The organism is Thermoanaerobacterium xylanolyticum LX-11, from assembly GCF_000189775.2.
GTDB lineage: Bacteria > Bacillota > Thermoanaerobacteria > Thermoanaerobacterales > Thermoanaerobacteraceae > Thermoanaerobacterium > Thermoanaerobacterium thermosulfurigenes.
This window is the reverse complement of record NC_015555.1, coordinates 1,579,217-1,597,515: the sequence shown is the minus strand read 5'-3', so window position 1 is coordinate 1,597,515 and position 18,299 is coordinate 1,579,217. Positions and strand designations below refer to the sequence as shown.

General features: G+C 32.7%; 18 protein-coding genes and 2 tRNA genes. 13 read left to right on the top strand and 7 right to left on the bottom strand.

Annotated features, from left to right (window positions below):
* Window positions 1-18: 18 nt before the first annotated feature.
* The 4 genes from THEXY_RS07885 to THEXY_RS07870 form a co-directional block, all read right to left on the bottom strand.
* Window positions 19-91 (bottom strand) — tRNA-Glu (locus THEXY_RS07885).
* A 6-nt stretch (window positions 92-97) separates the two neighbouring features.
* Window positions 98-171: transfer RNA gene (locus THEXY_RS07880), tRNA-Gln, on the bottom strand.
* A 107-nt stretch (window positions 172-278) separates the two neighbouring features.
* The gene (locus tag THEXY_RS07875; RefSeq protein ID WP_013788309.1) at window positions 279-1,367 is read right to left on the bottom strand and encodes a glycosyltransferase family 4 protein; all 1,089 of its coding nucleotides are present in this window, start codon (window positions 1,365-1,367) and stop codon (window positions 279-281) included.
* Window positions 1,360-1,956 (bottom strand): glycosyltransferase family protein, encoded by a 597-nt coding sequence (locus THEXY_RS07870; protein WP_041592093.1) that lies wholly within the window; start codon window positions 1,954-1,956, stop codon window positions 1,360-1,362. The genes THEXY_RS07875 and THEXY_RS07870 overlap by 8 nt, the downstream gene beginning before the upstream one ends.
* 35 nt (window positions 1,957-1,991) lie before the next feature.
* Between THEXY_RS07870 and THEXY_RS07865 the strand changes: the two genes are divergently transcribed.
* The 8 genes from THEXY_RS07865 to THEXY_RS07830 all read left to right on the top strand — a co-directional run bounded on the left by THEXY_RS07865 (window position 1,992) and on the right by THEXY_RS07830 (window position 10,692).
* Window positions 1,992-3,347, top strand: a complete 1,356-nt coding sequence (locus THEXY_RS07865; protein WP_013788308.1) for an IS1380-like element ISTps2 family transposase — start codon at window positions 1,992-1,994, stop codon at window positions 3,345-3,347.
* Window positions 3,348-3,656: 309 nt separating this feature from the next.
* Complete coding sequence (locus THEXY_RS07860; protein WP_013788307.1) at window positions 3,657-4,571, top strand: NAD-dependent epimerase/dehydratase family protein; 915 nt, start codon at window positions 3,657-3,659, stop codon at window positions 4,569-4,571.
* 396 nt (window positions 4,572-4,967) lie between these two features.
* The gene (gene fdxA, locus THEXY_RS07855) at window positions 4,968-5,138 is read left to right on the top strand and encodes a 4Fe-4S ferredoxin (protein ID WP_013788306.1); all 171 of its coding nucleotides are present in this window, start codon (window positions 4,968-4,970) and stop codon (window positions 5,136-5,138) included.
* Between the two features lie 105 nt (window positions 5,139-5,243).
* Window positions 5,244-6,116, top strand: a complete 873-nt coding sequence (gene ilvE, locus THEXY_RS07850) for a branched-chain-amino-acid transaminase (protein ID WP_013788305.1) — start codon at window positions 5,244-5,246, stop codon at window positions 6,114-6,116.
* A gap of 46 nt (window positions 6,117-6,162) precedes the next feature.
* Complete coding sequence (locus THEXY_RS07845; RefSeq protein WP_013788304.1) at window positions 6,163-7,350, top strand: alanyl-tRNA editing protein; 1,188 nt, start codon at window positions 6,163-6,165, stop codon at window positions 7,348-7,350.
* Between the two features lie 86 nt (window positions 7,351-7,436).
* On the top strand, window positions 7,437-7,640 hold the full coding sequence (locus THEXY_RS07840; RefSeq protein WP_013788303.1) for a hypothetical protein: 204 nt from the start codon (window positions 7,437-7,439) through the stop codon (window positions 7,638-7,640).
* Window positions 7,641-7,721: 81 nt separating this feature from the next.
* On the top strand, window positions 7,722-7,913 hold the full coding sequence (locus THEXY_RS07835) for an aspartyl-phosphate phosphatase Spo0E family protein (RefSeq protein ID WP_230197568.1): 192 nt from the start codon (window positions 7,722-7,724) through the stop codon (window positions 7,911-7,913).
* Between the two features lie 169 nt (window positions 7,914-8,082).
* Window positions 8,083-10,692 (top strand): calcium-translocating P-type ATPase, SERCA-type, encoded by a 2,610-nt coding sequence (locus tag THEXY_RS07830; RefSeq protein WP_013788301.1) that lies wholly within the window; start codon window positions 8,083-8,085, stop codon window positions 10,690-10,692.
* An 81-nt stretch (window positions 10,693-10,773) separates the two neighbouring features.
* Here THEXY_RS07830 and THEXY_RS07825 read toward each other — a convergent pair whose 3' ends face one another.
* The 3 genes from THEXY_RS07825 to THEXY_RS07815 are packed head-to-tail and all read right to left on the bottom strand — an operon-like array spanning window position 10,774 to window position 12,824.
* Window positions 10,774-11,604, bottom strand: coding sequence for an ABC transporter permease (locus THEXY_RS07825; protein ID WP_013788300.1), 831 nt, complete (start codon window positions 11,602-11,604; stop codon window positions 10,774-10,776).
* Window positions 11,561-12,361: an ABC transporter ATP-binding protein gene (locus THEXY_RS07820; protein WP_013788299.1), complete on the bottom strand. Its 801-nt coding sequence runs from the start codon at window positions 12,359-12,361 to the stop codon at window positions 11,561-11,563. Before THEXY_RS07820 ends, THEXY_RS07825 begins: the two co-directional genes overlap by 44 nt.
* Before the next feature lie 22 nt (window positions 12,362-12,383).
* On the bottom strand, window positions 12,384-12,824 hold the full coding sequence (locus THEXY_RS07815; RefSeq protein ID WP_013788298.1) for a MarR family winged helix-turn-helix transcriptional regulator: 441 nt from the start codon (window positions 12,822-12,824) through the stop codon (window positions 12,384-12,386).
* Between the two features lie 170 nt (window positions 12,825-12,994).
* Here THEXY_RS07815 and THEXY_RS07810 point away from each other — a divergent pair, with 170 nt between their 5' ends.
* The 5 genes from THEXY_RS07810 to holA all read left to right on the top strand — a co-directional run bounded on the left by THEXY_RS07810 (window position 12,995) and on the right by holA (window position 18,299).
* Window positions 12,995-13,507, top strand: coding sequence for an ECF transporter S component (locus THEXY_RS07810; RefSeq protein WP_013788297.1), 513 nt, complete (start codon window positions 12,995-12,997; stop codon window positions 13,505-13,507).
* A 68-nt stretch (window positions 13,508-13,575) separates the two neighbouring features.
* Complete coding sequence (locus THEXY_RS07805; RefSeq protein ID WP_013788296.1) at window positions 13,576-14,289, top strand: HAD family hydrolase; 714 nt, start codon at window positions 13,576-13,578, stop codon at window positions 14,287-14,289.
* A gap of 16 nt (window positions 14,290-14,305) precedes the next feature.
* Window positions 14,306-15,028 (top strand): MBL fold metallo-hydrolase, encoded by a 723-nt coding sequence (locus THEXY_RS07800; protein WP_013788295.1) that lies wholly within the window; start codon window positions 14,306-14,308, stop codon window positions 15,026-15,028.
* Between the two features lie 20 nt (window positions 15,029-15,048).
* The gene (locus THEXY_RS07795; protein ID WP_013788294.1) at window positions 15,049-17,307 is read left to right on the top strand and encodes a DNA internalization-related competence protein ComEC/Rec2; all 2,259 of its coding nucleotides are present in this window, start codon (window positions 15,049-15,051) and stop codon (window positions 17,305-17,307) included.
* On the top strand, window positions 17,307-18,299 hold the full coding sequence (holA, locus tag THEXY_RS07790) for a DNA polymerase III subunit delta (RefSeq protein ID WP_013788293.1): 993 nt from the start codon (window positions 17,307-17,309) through the stop codon (window positions 18,297-18,299). Before THEXY_RS07795 ends, holA begins: the two co-directional genes overlap by 1 nt.

Below are 18,299 nucleotides of genomic sequence, written 5' to 3'. Positions count from 1 at the left end.
AAGCGATGCTTTTAGAAGTAGCCTTAAGGGGAGTCGAACCCCTGTCTTCGCCGTGAGAGGGCGATGTCCTAGGCCACTAGACGATAAGGCCAAATATTGGCTGCCGAACTAGGATTCGAACCTAGACTAGATGATCCAGAGTCACCGGTGCTACCGTTACACCATTCGGCATCAACTGACAGAACCTATTATAGCATGGGTTTTTATTTTTGACAAGGGGTTTTTTTTAAATTTTTTGTCTTGTTGATGAAATTTTGTTAGATAAAATAATTTTAGTATTATAATTTAACATTCATATTTAGCAGTATTTCAATGAAATCTTTTGTGCATTTTTCAATGTTGTTTTTTATATTAATGGATTCTAGCGCATTATTTATAATTTTAGTGCGTAGGTTATTATCATTTAATATTTTTTCTATTGCTGTTGTTGCACCAAAAATGTCACCGACATTATACATTATTCCTGTAACATTATTTTTTATTATTTCTGAATTTCCACCTACATTTGTGCATATAACTGGACATTTGCAACTCATTGCTTCTAAGAAAATCATTGGGTAACATTCTCTGAGTGAAGTGGATACTAAACAGCCGCTAGAGTATGAAATAGCGGAATAAACATAAGGCATATAAGAATAAGGCAAGCTTGGAAACCACTTTACAATGTTTATGAGGTCATATTCATAAATTTGTCTTATTACTTCATTAACCATATGACTATATTTGTTTCCACCTATAATCCATGCTTTTATTTTATGTTTTTTCTTTAAAAGATTTACAATTTTCAAAAACTCGATAGGATTTTTGGCTTCTTCTAATCTTCCAATCCAACACAGTATTGGTATATTATTTACAGTATTCTCAATAAAATATTCATTAAAATCGTCTCTGAAATAAAAAGCATGTTCACGGTCAATACAATTATTTATTACATATACTGGCATTTTTATTTTAAAAACTTCTTTTAGTAATTTTTTACTAAAATAACTGGGAACAACGAATGCATCAATTGAATCTTTATTATCGATGTCAGTTACATATTTTAAATATTCTATATTTGAGGTATGGCATTCATTAATAATCTTAAAATTATTTTTTCTTTGTTTTATATATGAATAGACTTCTGGTGTATCAATTATGCTTATAACACTGTAATCATTTTTTAATATATTATCTATATTGCTTATATTGTTCGAATCTAAAAAATATATATTGGTGTCATTTTCAAAAATGCCATCAGATTTCTTAGTCAAAAATAAACAGTCCGAATATATACCTTTTTGTATTAATCCATAAATTCTGTTTTTTATGGCAGATTCAGTTCCACCATAGGAATAATATTTATAAATAAACAAAATTCTATTCAATGGCATCACCTTGTTCAATATTGCTTAATATTGTATGAAAATGGTGATTCCAAGTATAGTTTTGTAAAAAATTATCTACCAAATGCCTATTAAATTTTTGTCTTTTGGCTAAAACTATATTTTTTTCAAAATCATTTATATTATTGCATGTATATACGTATGGGTAATTTCTTAAATATGGTATATCAATAGATACAACAGGCAAACCTAACCATAAATATTCATATACTTTTATAGGACATGAACATTTTACTAGATAAGTGTTTTTAAAATTTAACAGTCCAATATCCCAATTTGCTGAATAATGTGGTAAATCTTCATGTGGTATTGGCCCCAAAGAAATAATATTATTTGGTATCCCTTTAGGCCAATCTTCTCCCCACCAGATTATATGAAATATCCACTCTTTATGCTTTCTTGCCAATTCCAATAATACATCCCAATCAAACCAAGCATTTGTGATATAACCGAAAAATCCGATGGTTATTTCTTTAGATCGTGGTAAATCAAATGGTTTTAAATCACGGTTTAATTTGGACGGATTCACACCATTTGGAACTAATAAATATTTTTTTACTCCAAACCTCATACAAAAACATTAACAGAAAGGAGAATCTCCATAGTATGAGTTTAACACTTAATCTTACAAAAGAAAAGGGGTTTTCAAAATATATTTTGCCAGCAACTTTTGACAATTTTACAGTATCAAACAATGTAACTTTTACCTATATCCAAGCATTTAAAGAAAAAATCGGTTTTAATAAAATTCTTTCAAGCATATTATCCTTTAAAAAAGCACCAAATGCTGTCTTCCAACCAGCCGAGATTATTGACTTTATGATTGATTCTGTAATTCAAGGGAATACTCGCTTTCTTCACATGGACCAACTAAGATATGATAATGCATACACAGAAATTAAAGGACATAAAGTTCCCAGCGAAAAAGTATGCAGAGACTTAATTAAAGCCATGCCTGAAAGTTCTCTTGAAGAATTAAGACTTATTAACAAGACTTTGCTTTCCTTGCAATCTAAAGGAACAAAACGTGAAGTCATTATGAATTTTGATGATACAGTTTGTACTATATTTGGAGAGCAGGAAGGTGCTTCAGTAGGTTATAATCCAAGGTACCATGGTCGACCATCTTTCAAAGAGAAAATCGGCATTATTGCTAATACTGATGAACTTGTTAATGTTACTCTTGAAGAAGGTAAACATCACACAAATCATGGTTTCTTAGATTTTGTAAAATCTTGCGAAGAACAGCTTCCTGAAAATTGGATAATTAAGCGAGTACGCGTTGACCGTGGAGCATTTGATTACGATAATATACTGTATTTTGAATCTAAAGGTTATGAATATGTAATGAAAGCTAAAAATCAGGCATGGATCAGATGCTTTATAGACTACGTCAATCAAAGAGAACACCTTTATCCTTGGACTGAAATAGATAAGACCTTTAGTGTAAATGAAATATATGCAAAAATGCCTAAATGGGATAAAGCACGCAGAATTGTGATTATACGCAAAAAACTGCCACAGCCCAAAACAGGGCAGATTTGTATGGATATAGACGAATTCAAATATGAATATCAAGCTATAGTAACAAATATTGAGTACATGACACCTGAAGAGATATTTCATGAATACAACCAACGCTGCGACATTGAAAACAAAATAGATGAACTAAAAGAAGGATTTGCTTTTGATCAAAACAGTCAAAGAAACAAATTTTGCAACGAAATATTTTTGCTTATCAAAATGATTGCTTACAATCTCCACAATTGGTTCAAGAGGACTATCTTGCCAGAGTTTATGAAGCATCATGAGATAACCACAATAAGGCGGATATTATATAGTGTACCTGGTAATCTTGTTGGGAAAGGGCGTTATAGGCATATACGTTACCCTAATAATCCGTTTCTTAAAACTGTGATAACGTATATACGAAAAGCGCTAATGGTACTTTGCTTAACATAGTAAACACATAGGATATACCAAAAAATATACCAAATGATAGAAACCGCCATATCAAGTAGACGGTTAGCTTTGCTATACCTTAAAAGAGTAAATTAACTGTAAAAAACGATATAGCTTTTATTCTTTCAATGTAAATATGCAGTTATCAAAGTGCAAAACTTATAATAAAACACCGTTTTTTTACATTTATGGAAATTGAATTTTTAATTTGCTTGCTACTTGCCGAATTCAAGTTAAAATAAGAATAAATAATCTTCTTTTTGGAAATTAGCGTCAATTAAAAATATCGTGAAATGAGGGATGCCTTATATGAAAATTTTAATTACTGGCGGCGCTGGTTTTATTGGTTCAAATATAGTAGATTTTATGATAGAGAAAGGATATGATGTTGTAGTAGTAGATAATTTATCAAGCGGAAAGCTTGAATATGTAAATAAAAAAGCTAAATTTTATAAAATTGACTTAACTGATGAATATCTTTGGCAAGTTTTTGATAATGAAAGATTAGACTTAGTAATTCATGAGGCCGCACAAGTTGATATACAAAAATCAATAAAAGATCCTGTAGTTGATGCAAAAGTAAATATCCTTGGCACAATTAATTTATTAGAGTGTTGCAGAAAATATAATTTGAAAAAGATTATATATGCTTCGTCAGCAGCTGTATATGGGGATCCATTATATCTAGGATTAGATGAAAGACATAGATTAGAACCTGTTTCATTTTATGGAATATCAAAGTACACTGGAGAATCTTATCTTAGAATTTATAGTAAATTATATGGTTTAAAATACACAATATTGCGATATTCAAATGTTTATGGCATTAGACAAGATATAAACGGGAATACTGGTGTTATATCAAGTTTTATAGGGAAAATGCTTAATGGTGATAGACCTATTATATTTGGAGATGGTAATCAAACTAGAGATTTTGTTTATGTAAAAGATGTTGTATATGCTAATTATTTGGCACTTTATAAAGGTGAAAATCAAATAATAAACATAAGTACAAATAATAGTACAACTATAAATAAACTTGTTGAAATAATAAATGGCATCATGGATACGAATTTAAAACCAATTTATTTACCTGCCCGGACAAGCGAAATAGAACAAAGTTATTTAAATAATATAAAAGCTTTTGAAGTTTTAGGATGGGTACCTCAGTATAGTCTTGAACAGGGACTGCGAGAAATGATTGACTTTTATATGTTGAAATAATATAAATAGTAAATTTCTCAAACTAAAATATATGATTCTACTAATATTTATTGATTATTATTAAAAATAGCTATAAACTATTATGAAAGGTTAATAACAAAAACCTCAAACGCTAATTGTTTTATGTGGCATAAGAGTGGAAATTGTAAATTTCCGTCCAAAAAATCTTAGATTTTATGAAGAATTGCTATTCTGCCTTTTTGATTGTCAGAGTAGCATTCTTCATATAATCCGTATGCTTAACGTTAAACAGCTTTATAGGCATTTTTCTAATAATTAACATTAATATGGATAAAAATTAAATTATATTTTTATGTAGTGTTTACATATTAATATAAATGCTATATAATATCCTTTGAAGTTATATACTGTATACATAAAAGGGGGGATATGACAATGGCACATATTATTACAGATGAATGCATAAGCTGTGGTGCTTGCGCTGCAGAATGCCCTGTAGATGCTATTCACGAAGGCACAGGAAAATACGAAGTGGATGCTGATACATGTATAGATTGTGGTGCATGTGAACCAGTATGCCCGACAGGAGCTATTAAGGCTGAATAAGATTAACGAAAAGTCCCTCTCGGGGCTTTTTGTTTAATTGACTTAAAAATTTCAAAGTGGTATAATCTACAATAATATATTTTAGATAGATTAGGAGGAGTCATAATGCCTGTAGTTTTTCTTAATGGTGAGTTTGTAGACAGTGAAAAAGCGGCCGTTTCGGTTTTTGACCATGGATTTCTTTATGGAGATGGTGTTTTTGAAGGGATAAGGGCGTATGATGGTGTTGTTTTCAAATTGGATGATCATTTAAAGAGACTTTACAACATGGCTAAGGCACTTCTTTTAGATGTACCATATTCTAAAGAAGAAATGGCCGATAAAGTCTTAGAAACTGTAAGGAGAAACAACTTAAAAGACGCATACATAAGATTAGTTGTTTCAAGAGGGAAAGGCGATTTAGGGCTTGATCCTTATAAATGTTCAAAGCCTACAGTAGTTATCATTGCAGATAAGATTACATTGTATCCTGATGAGATGTACCAAAATGGGCTAAAAATTATCACATCTACGTTTAGGCGCAACTCCATTCAAACATTAGACCCACAGATTAAATCTCTAAATTATCTTAACAATATATTGGCAAAGATTGAAGCCGTGAAAGCGGGATATCCAGAGGCTCTTTTATTAAACTTAGAAGGTTATGTTGCGGAATGTACAGGTGACAATGTTTTTATTGTATCTGACGGTATTTTATACACACCACCATCTGCGGCTGGAGCCTTAGGGGGCATTACAAGAGCTACTGTCATTGATATAGCAAATAAACTTGGAATACCAGTTGTAGAAAAGTATTTTTCACTTTTCAATGTGTATACTGCAGATGAATGTTTCTTGACTGGCACTGCCGCAGAAGCAATTCCTGTAACTGAAGTTGACAAAAGAGTCATCGGTAACGGCAAACCTGGTGAGATTACGAAAAAGATTATTGAGGAATTTAAAAATGTGAGAACTTTGTACGGAACAAAGGTATATTAAAAAGGCGCATGGCTAGTCCATGCGTCTTAAACTTTAAGGAGGTTATATGGTGGAGAAGTTGTATTATCATGACAGTTATAAAAACTCCTTTACTGCAAAAGTCATCGATATTAATGTTACTAATGAATATTGTGAAGTTATACTTGATAAGACGTATTTTTATCCTGAAAGCGGTGGACAACCAGCAGATAGTGGATTTATTGACGGCATAAAAGTTGAAAATGTCTTTTTAAGAGATGATAAGGTCATCCATGTTTTGAAGACACCTCCTAAAAATGATTTGGTAATTTGTGAGATAGATTGGGAAAAGAGATTTGACAATATGCAACAGCATAGCGGTCAGCATCTTCTGTCAGCAGTATTTTATAAGTTATTTAATGCAGAAACAGATAGCTTTAGCATTGGAGATGATAGCTCACATATTACATTGACCAATAGCAACTTAAGCGAAGATAACCTTAAAGAAGTTGAGATTGAAACAAATAGGCTTATATATTTAAATTTACCTGTTACTTCGTACTTTGTAAAAGACGATGATTTGAAAAAATTACCCTTAAGAAAAAAGCCTAAAGTTGACGAAAATATAAGAATAGTGGAAATTAAAGACTTTGACTATTCACCGTGTGGTGGTACCCATGTAAAAAGCTTAGGTGAAATAGGAATTGTAAAGATAAAAAAATTTGAAAGAACGAAAAAGGGTTTAAGGATCGAATTTGTTTGTGGCTTTAGGGCGTTTAATGATTATCTTAAGAAGAATAATTACATAAACAGTTTAATAACATCGCTATCTGCAAAAGAAGAGGAGATATTAGAAAAAGTCAATAAAATATTAGATGAAAATAAAGAGCTAAAAAAGGAATTAATTAAACTAAAAGATAATATACTTCAATATGAAGCTGAAAAATTAGTCGCAGAATCAGTAAATTTAAAAAACTTTAAGTTGGTGACAAAAATTTTTAATGATAGAGATATGAAAGAACTGCGAGTTTTGTCTCAAATAATCACCAAAGGAAAAGGGTTTGTTTGTATTTTAGGTGGGATTACAGACTGTGGTAATATTGTCATATCAAGATCAGATGATGTCGATATAGATATTAATTCATTTTTCAAAGAGATATTGGATGTCATAGAAGGAAACGGTGGAGGTAATCAAAAAATATGCCAAGGAAGTGGTAAAGTTGAGAAAGTGGGATTAGCGTTAGACAAAGCAGTTAACTTGATATCAAAATATTAAAAAAAATTTAAGAAGCATGCAGGAAAATAATAACATTTATAGAATATATAACTATAGTTAGAATATTCTATAGGAGTTGAGCTAAAATGGAAAACATTGAAACGTCATCGTTAAAAGACTTGTTGGAAAAAATTAGGCAAAAAATTTCAAATGATGACATATTAAGATGTATTAGTAATGGCGAAATTTTGACAGTTAGCGAGGGATGTGAAGATTGGGAGATAGAATATGGACGAGATATAGTAGATATATTCGAGAAGTTGTCAAAATTAGTGGAAAAAATTAGATGAAATTTCTACATTATCCTATTGAATTTTTTGGTTCCTAATGATAAAATTGTATATGCGATTTTTAGAAAAGGGGAACTAATGATGTACAATAAGATATCTACATTGGAAGAACAGATTAGCAATTTACGAGATGAACTTGATGATTTGATAAAGCAAGAAGAAGTAAAATACGAGATGATTCTTGACCTAAGCCGTAAACTCGACGATCTAATCGTGCTATATTGTACGACGAAATCGAAAAAATATCGCACAAATGGTGATATTGTCCAATAAATATGCTATAATAATCTAAAGGGGAGTAACTCTTCGTTAATCAGTCGTCAGTACGGTGAGAAACACCCGGCTGGTTAAGCAAATTTGCGAGTGAGACCTTTATTTTGTGGAATAATACAAAATAAAGGTCTTTATTTATACCATAAATTAAAAAACAAGGAGGAATAAGATGAAGGAAAGCTGGATTTATGACGTAGAAGAAGTTTTAAACGAGTTAGATACAGATGCTGAGGAGGGGCTTTCATCAAAAGATGCTAAAGAGAGGTTAGAAAAGTATGGTGCCAACATTTTAAGTGAAAAGAAAAAACGAACCATTTTGTCTATGTTTTTGGACCAATTTAAAGATTTCATGGTGATTATTTTGATAATTGCATCTATTGTTTCATTTTTTTTGGGTGAAATTACAGATGCAGTAATAATTTTATTCATAATCTTGTTGAATGCTTTTTTAGGGATGATACAAGAAAATAATGCTGAGAAGTCTCTCGAAACACTTAAAAAATTATCTGCACCAGTGTCCCGCGTATTAAGGGATGGAAAAGTTGTAGAGATAGAGTCACAGTATATTGTTCCAGGTGATATAGTGTTTTTAGAAGCAGGAAATTTTGTGCCTGCTGATGGAAGGATAATAGAGTCTGCAAATTTGAAGATAGATGAGTCAGCTCTTACAGGTGAATCTGTTCCGTCAGAAAAGACTTCTGGCAAGTTAAAAGACAAAAATCTCAATATTGGCGATAGGCACAACATGGTGTACACAGGTACAGTTGTAACTTATGGAAGAGGATCATTTGTGGTTACTGAGACAGGTATGAGCACAGAGATGGGAAAAATAGCGAAGATGTTAGACGATGATGAGACGACGATGACGCCTCTCCAGATAAAGTTAGAGCAACTGGGGAAATATCTGGGTATAGGAGCACTTATCATTTGTGGCATAATATTTGGGATAGGTGTTATGGAAAAAAGGCCGGTATTTGACATGTTTATGACATCTGTAAGCCTTGCTGTTGCTGCAATTCCTGAAGGACTGCCAGCAATAGTAACTATTACTTTAGCATTAGGCGTACAGAAGATGATAAAGAGAAATGCTATATTAAGAAGACTTCCTGCAGTGGAGACATTAGGCAGTGCAAACGTGATATGTTCTGATAAGACAGGTACTTTGACTCAGAATAAGATGACAATAGTGAAAGTTTTTGTTAATTTTAAAGAGATAGACTTAACTAAAGGATATGACAGCAAGGCAGGATTTATTTTGGAGCAGGGGGTACTTTGCACAGATGCATTTATTGATGAATCGGGTAAAAGCTTTGGAGATCCAACTGAAGTCGCTATAGTATCAGCATATGAAAAATATGTATCCAAAAAATCGGAATTAGAAAGAGAATTTCCGCGAGTTGCCGAAATCCCATTTGATTCTGATCGAAAAATGATGACTACCATCCACAAATCAAATGATAAAAATTATAAAGTCATAACAAAAGGAGCATTTGACAGTGTCATCGAAAGGTGTAGATACATATTAAAAGATGGCAAAATATTAGAATTGAGCGATGACGATAAAGCAAAGATTAAAATTGAAAATGAGAATATGGGGAAAGATGCTTTAAGAGTTTTGGCTATATCTTTTAAAGATATTGATAGTGTGCCAGATAGGTTAGAAAGCCTTGATGTGGAGAAAGATCTTGTATTTGTTGGACTTTTAGGAATGATAGATCCGCCGAGAGATGAAGTGAGAGATTCTGTTAGAATATGCAAAAATGCTGGCATAAAACCTGTTATGATAACAGGTGATCATAAGATTACTGCTGTAGCTATTGCAAGAGATTTAGGCATTTTAGATAAAGATGATATGTCTGTAGATGGCAGAGAGTTAGAAGCCATGACAGACGATGAGCTTTACGAAAAGGTAAAAAGCATATCAGTGTATGCAAGAGTTTCTCCGGAGCATAAGATGAGGATAGTAAAAGCTTGGCAGAAAAACAATGCGGTGGTAGCTATGACTGGCGACGGTGTAAATGATGCACCTGCGTTAAAGCAGGCTGATATAGGTGCTGCAATGGGTATTACAGGTACAGACGTAGCAAAAGATTCTGCTGATATGGTGCTTACAGATGATAATTTTGCAACTATTGTGGCTGCTGTAGAAGAAGGAAGGACCATTTACGAGAATATAAAAAAATCTATACATTACCTTTTATCATGCAATATTGGCGAAATACTCGTTCTCTTGGTTGCTACATTAGCTGGTATGCCAATGCCTCTCAAACCTATCCATATATTGTGGGTGAATTTAGTAACAGATAGCCTACCTGCTCTTGCTTTAGGCGTGGAACCTGCTGAAAAAGATATAATGTCCAAAAAACCAAGGCCAAAAGATGAAAACATCTTTTCAGATGGACTTATGTACAGAATACCAATCGAAGGCATCATGATAGGTTTGGTATCTTTTATAGCATTCTTGATGGGACTTAGAGAAAACCTCACTAATGCAAGAACTATGGCATTTGCTGTTTTGACTTTTTCACAGCTTTCACAAGCGATGAATGCAAGATCAATTAAATCAGTTTTTAAGGTGGGCTTATTTAAAAATAAATACATGGTGCTTGCACTATTGGTTTCCATATTCCTTCAACTTGTAGTCATATTAACTCCTTTAAATACAGTATTTGACATAAAAAATATAAACATATACGATTGGGATGTAGTAATTATGCTGTCATTATTGCCTTTAGTAATTATGGAAATAGTAAAAGCTACATTTTTCAAAAATAGGTAAATTTAAACCGCTTTGCACGACATACTGCATGATGGAGTAGCATTTGCTACTCTACCATGGTATATCAAATGTAAAGCGGTTTTATGTTACTATGTGGGGATATAAAATTGCTGATATTATCTGAATTATGACAGTAGCAGCTATAAGTATCATCCATGAAAAGCCTGCTTGTGATACACTGCCATTTATTAGATATCCTCGCAAAAGTTCAACAACATAACTTAAAGGATTGATTCTTGCTACTATTTGAAGCCAATGTGGCATTATTTGTATTGGATAGATTGCATTGCTGGCAAAAAACAATGGCATCGTTATAACCTGTCCTATACCCATAAATCTTTCCCTGCTTTTTACTATGGCTGCTAAAGCCATTGACAAAGAAGAAAAAAATGCAGCGCCTAAAACAATTGTCAATATGCTCATTATTACATTTAAAATGCTCCACTTTATGTCGAGTCTTAGCAAAAACGCTAAAAATAATATTATTATTACTTGGCTTATTGCTCTGACTCCTGCTCCAAAGGCTTTTCCTGTGACAAAAGCTGCTCGAGGAACAGGCATTGCTATAAGCTTTTGAAGTATTCCTTGATCTTTATCCCAAATTATGCTTAAACCATAAAATATAGATATGAACATCATTGATTGGGCTAAAATGCCTGGAGCCATAAATGTCTGATAGTTGACATTTCCTGTAGGTATAGCTCGTATCCTGGAAAATGCCTGACCAAAGATAAGAAGCCATAAAACTGGTTGGACTGCTCTTGTAAGTAATTCAGTTGGATCATGTTTCAGCTTTCGTATCTCTATTTCTGCGATTGTAAAAGAATTCAAAATATAGTCTAAAACTATTTTTATAGGAGAATTCATCTTAACTGAACCTTTGGATTCTTTTGCGTAATTGACTTGTTTCACGATAATTCCCTCCAGACTCTAATTGATTTCCTGTGAAAAATGTAAATACATCATCCAATGTAGCATTTGGATTTCCGGTTTTTGATTTTAATTCACCAGGAGTTCCTAAGGCAGCAATTTTGCCGCTGTTCATTATTGCTATTCTTCCACATATAGCTTCTGCTTCTTCCATGTAATGGGTAGTAATTAAAATTGTAAGACCTGTTTCTTTTCGTAAAGTATCTATTACGTTCCAAACGTTTTGCCTTGCTACAGGATCAAGTCCCACTGTCGGTTCATCAAGTATTAAGACTTCAGGTCTGTGTATTATGGCTTGGCCTATTTCCAATCTTCTTATCATTCCACCTGAATACTGCTTGACTAAGCGGTTTCTTGCATCATTCAAATTCAAAATGTCAAGAATGTAATCAATTCTTTCTTCCCTTTCTTTTTTGTTAAGCCTTAAAAGCTTAGCTACAAATAGCATATTTTCATATCCAGTTAAGGTGGAGTCTGCAGAAAGAGCTTGTGGTACATATCCAATGTATCTTCTTATTGTTGCACTGTATTTTTTTGCATCAAAACCGGCAACAAGTATTTTGCCAGAAGTAGGTGGCATCAATGTCGTTATCATTCTTATGGTAGTAGTTTTTCCTGCACCGTTGGGACCTAATAAGCCAAATATTTCTCCTTTTCTGACGTCAAACGTGATTCCACCTACTGCTTCAAAATCTTTAAATCTTTTCTTTAAATTTTTTATTTCGATTGCGAAGTCCATATAATCACCTTCTTGAAATTTTTTAAAATATTACAGCATCATCTGATGCGTTTAATAGTGTTTTGAGATTTTTGTTCAATGTACCAATGTCTATGCTGTCACCACACATATCGACTATTTTTTTTAGCATCTTTGTGCGGTATTCTAAAATTTCGTTTAGAAGCACAGCACCTTTTTCTGTAAGCTTTAAAAACACAAGGCGTCTGTCCTTATCGTCTCTCCACCTATATACCAAATCATCAGCAACGAGATTGTCGATTAGCCCTGTCAGTGTGCTGGAAGACAGTAAAAGTTGCGACTGTAGTTGTTTCATAGTTATTGCTTCATCTTGGCTTAATTTGTTTAAGACCCAAAACCGAGACATGGTAATTTCTTTATTGCTTAAGTAATTTCTGGTCACAAGATTCATTCTATGGTTTATTTCCCGCAGTAAATATTCTAATAAATTTATTTCGGCATCCATTATATCAGCCTCCCTAATATTTCGTAAACCGTAATATTATTATATTACACATTGTTCCTAATGTCAAAAGTTTCATGTTATAAAAATTATAAATTGTTTGTATATTGTATTTATTGAATTATAACAATTGTATGTTATAATAATTTTAAAAAATATGGGAGGTATAGAGTGTGAAAGAAAATAGCTTAAAAAAACTTGTTTACATCGCACTTATGACGGCTCTTATTGCTGTTGGTACTATGGTAATACAAATCCCTACGCCATACACGAAAGGATATATAAATATAGGCGATTCTTTCATCTTTCTTTCGGCTACTATTTTAGGACCTTTTGCAGGCTTTGTGTCTGGAGGCATTGGTTCAGCATTATCTGATCTTCTTTCAGGATATGCTTTATGGGCCCCATGGACATTAGTCATAAAAGGATTGGAAGGACTCATTGTGGCTGTTTTATTGAAAAAGGAAGATAAAAGTTTTATTGTGCAAATGGCTGTTTTTGTATTAGCTGCATCATGGATGGTGCTTGGATATTATATTGGTGGTGCTTTTATGTACGGTTCAAAAGCTGCTCTTGCTGATGTGCCAGGAAATATACTTCAAGGAATAGGAAGTGTAATCATTGGTTCTGTGCTTGTAGCTTCGTTGTCAAGAGTTAAATACTTTAAAGATATAAAGCGAGGTTAGATATCCTTGCTTTTTTCTTTTTAAAAATGTATTATTTTATATGAGAATTGCATTGAGGTGAAAGAAATATGATTGATACAGTGATGTTTGACCTTGATGGCACTTTGCTCCCTGTTGACACGGACAAGATGATTATGGAATATTTTGAAGCTATTTCAAATAAGATCTCAGATTATTTCGACAAGTATTATTTCCAAAAGGCTCTTTATTCAGCTAGTATGGACATGATAAACAATTTAGATCCCAGTAAGACAAATGAAGAAGCCTTTTTTGATTCGTTTTTAAAGTTAGTGGAATACCCAAAAGATAAAATCATGAGGATTTTTACTGATTTCTATGAAAATGACTATAAGAACCTTGGAGCAAATGTATGTAAAAACGAGTATGCTAAGGCCTGTGTAGAATTGCTGGTTGATAAAGGATATGACGTTGTACTTGCTACAAATCCGATCTTTCCAGATATAGCCATAAAAGAGAGATTGAGATGGGCCGGAATTGACTGTAATTATTTTAGCTTTATCACATCTTATGAGCATATGCATTTTTGCAAGCCATACATACAATATTATAAAGAAATCGTAGAAAAGCTTCAAAAAGTGCCTGAAAATTGCATCATGATTGGCAATGATGTTGATGAAGATGTAATAGCTGGAACTATTGGCTTTAAGACATATCTACTGGATGAGTTTTTGATCAACAGAACATCAAAAGACATTTCAACATTTGAACATGGAAATTATAAAGACCTCTATGAATATATTAAAAGATTACCTGCTATTTAGATAGGAGATGATTAAAGTGAAATTGACAATTCTTGGTTCACATGGACCTTATCCAGGTCCAGATGGAGCTTGTTCAGGTTATTTGGTGGAAGATAATGGTGTAAATGTACTTGTAGATTGTGGCAACGGTGTCATCAGCAGATACCAAAAGTATCATGATTTAAAAGACCTAAAATACATAATATTAACCCATTTGCATTCAGACCACATGGCAGATATGCTGGTCTTAAGATATGCGTTGGATATAATGATGAAAAAAGGTTATATAAATGAACCTGTAAACGTCTATTGCCCAGATGAACCTTCAAAAGTTATTGAAGAATTAGGGTTTAATGATGTGTTTAAAATCAAACACATAGATGAGGAATTGAAACTTGATATTGAAAATTTTACGATAACATTTAAAGAAATGGTCCATCCTGTTAAAACATTTGCTGTAAAATTCAATAATGGAGATAAAACCTTTGTCTTTAGCAGTGATACAATCTACAATGATCAACTTGTTTTTTTTGCAAGTAATTCTGACTTATTCTTATGTGATGGCAATTTGTTAAACGGCGAAAAGGGGCCACACCTTACTGCAAAACAGGCAGCAAAAATTTCAAAATCTGCTCATTGCAAAAAGCTTGTCGTTACACACCTTTGGCCACAAAACTCTATAGAAGAATATGAAAAAGAAGTGTCAGAAGTGGTAAATGATGCAAGTATAGCCAAGCCTTTTGAAGTATATTACGTATAATTGATATGGATAAGCCATTTTTGTACATAGCAGTATTATTATCTGTAGGCATCATAATAAGCAGGTTCCTTGAGATAAATGTTGTGTTTTTGTTATTAGCATTTTTAGTTGTCCTGTCTTCCGGCATTTACATATATCTGTCCAAAAAAAATGCCATTTACTTATTGCTTCTGGCAGTATTTGTTTTGGGATTGACGGTGGGAGAAAATGCTTTGTACTCAAAAGGTGTGTACGATAATTTAAGCAACAGACTGGTTTCATTTAATGGGGTTGTTTCAAATATCATTTTAAAAGATGGATTTGCAAAATACGTGTTAAGCCCTAAAAACAAAGATAAGATTTTGATAACGCAGTACGGTGGTATTTATCCCAAAGAAGGTGATTTAATCGAGGTAAGAGGAATAGTAGAGCTGCCTCAAGGCAAGAGAAATCCTGGTGGATTTGATTATAGGCTTTATCTTAAAAAAAGCGGCATTACAGCTTTGATAAATGTAAATGGTTATTCTGTACGAATTATAAAAAGCAATGCAGACAACTATGCGGATAAAGTCGTTAGAAGGACAAGGGAGAGAATAACGCAGATTTTTTTTAATTCGATGCCAAAAAACGATGCTGATTTTATCTCCTCTGTCATACTGGGTCAATACAATATTGAAGAAGATGTACTTAATTCTTTTAGAGTTACAGGACTTACACATATAATTGCAGTATCAGGATTTAACTTTGGAATATTGACTTTATTTATGATGTTCGTCTTGAATATTTTACACATTAGGAGATATTCTCCATTTATCATAGTTCCACTGCTTTTAATATACACTGTTATGACAGGTGCGCCATCATCAGCCGTAAGAGCCGTCATAATGGCTTGTATGGCTTTAATTGCTATGTTCATCGGAAGAGAGAATAATCCAATTAATGCCATGTCTTTTGCAGCAACTATGATACTCTTTTTCAATCCTTTGATGTTATTTGACATTGGGTTTCAGCTATCATTTATAGCGACATTGTCTATTTTGCTTTTGTATAAGCCAATAAAAGGTATAATAAAGTTAAAAAGTGAAAAAATCAAAGAAGTGCTTTCTGTCACTTTAGCTGCACAAATTGGCACGATTCCTATTATTATATACTTTTTTCACAGTTTTTCGATTATTTCACTATTGCCAAATATATTGATTGTACCGATTGTAAGCGTTGCTGTAGTGTTGGGATTTTTGTCTGCAATTTTAGGTCTTATATATATGCCTCTTTCTATCCCTTTAAATCTTATAAATATACCGGTAGTAGAGATCGCCTTGTATCTTACAAGGATTTTCTCACAGATACCGCATGCATCTATAAGCGTATCCCAACCGCCAGTTTACATGATGTTATGTTATTATGCTGTACTGATTTTATTGACAAGCAATCTCAGCAAAAAAATTAAAATTAGTGTTGTTTCAACAATGCTGTTTCTTTTGATGGCAGTGTTTGCTGTAAATTCATTGACACCTAAAAACCTCGAAATAACTTTTCTCGATGTAGGACAAGGTGATAGTACCTTTTTAATGACCCCAGACGGCAAAAGCATACTGATAGATGGTGGAGGAAGACCTGAATACGGCAATTCTTCCTTTGATGTTGGACAAGATATATTGATGCCATTTTTGCTTTATAAGAATGCTACATCGTTGGATGCGGTGTTTATATCTCATACAGATTATGATCATGTAGGCGGCATATTGTCGATTTTAAACGATGTAGATGTGAAAAGAATATTTATTGGCAGACAAGTGGCGGATAGTGAAAATTTCAAAAAATTAATGGCTATCGCCAGCAAAAAGCAAATACCAGTTTTTCAATTGTCGAAAGGTGATTGGGTCGAGATATCTGGAATAAAATATGATGTTTTAAGCCCTGATTCTTACGTGATTTCTGAGAATCCCATAAATAATAATGCGCTGGTTTTTAAAATGATATATAAAAATGTAAGCATCTTATTCACTGGAGATATAGAGAAAGAAGCGGAAAATGCGCTATTAGATGATAATATATCTTCAGATATATTGAAAGTTCCACATCATGGATCTAATACGTCGTCGCAAAAAAAATTTGTGGACGAGGTAAATCCTAAAATCAGCGTGATAATGGTAGGTGAAAATAATTATGGACAGCCAGATGGAGAAGTAGTAAAATATTTAAAAAGCAAATCACAACTTTTCAGGACAGACAAAGATGGTGCTATTATCATTGAAACCAATGGTACATTTATACATGTCAAAAAAATGATCGGGGACTGATGGCAGTGAATTACAAAGAATTTTTGGAGATTATAAATAAAGGTTTTTTGCCTGCTTATGTTTTTTACGGTGAGGAAAGATTTTTGATCGATGAAGCTATTAAAAAATTAAAAAGTAAGTTAATAGCTGAAGGCACAGAAATAATGAATTATTCCATGATTGAAGATGCTAATGATAAAAATATAATAGACAGTTTAGAAACTCTTCCATTTATGTCTGAACATAGGTTTGTTTTAATAAAAGATGATGATGTTCTAAAAAAGATAAATGACGATACTGTCGATGCTATAATCAAGCGGATTGAAGGTGGAAACACAGACAGTTGTATTGCGTTTGTGTTTAAGGATAAAATCGACACGAGAAAAAGAATATTCAAAGCAATAAGTAAACATGGTGCTATCGTAAATTTCGAACATTTAAAATTTGATGAAGCAGTCAATTATGTGGGGTTTTTTGTTAGAATCTATGGAAAGGTCATAAAAAAACCTGTCGCAGAATATATTGTTAAAAGCGTAGGTGTGGACTTATATACCCTCTTAAATGAAATCAAAAAAATTGTGTCTTACAGTGATGGCCAAGAAGTGCTTATAGATGACGTGAAAGACGTTATATCAGCATCAACTGCTGAGAGTGTATTTAAATTGGTAAACGCAATAGGTTTAAGACAGGAAAAAGTAGCTATATACATATTGAACAAAATGATTTTGAATGAAGAAAATCCAATTGGTATATTAGCTATGATTGCACGACAGTTTCGAATTCTCATAAAAGCTAAATATCTGTTGTTGAAAAAAATTGATAAAAAGGAACTGCAGCAAAGCCTAGGAATACCTTATTTTTCAATTAACGATATTATACAGCAATCAAAGTGTTTTAAAGAAAAAGAGCTTTTAAATGCATATAAATTGTGCGTAAAATGTGACAGGGAATTAAAGTCAAGTTATGATGGTAATTTAGCTTTGGAATCATTGATAAGAAAGCTTTGCAATTAA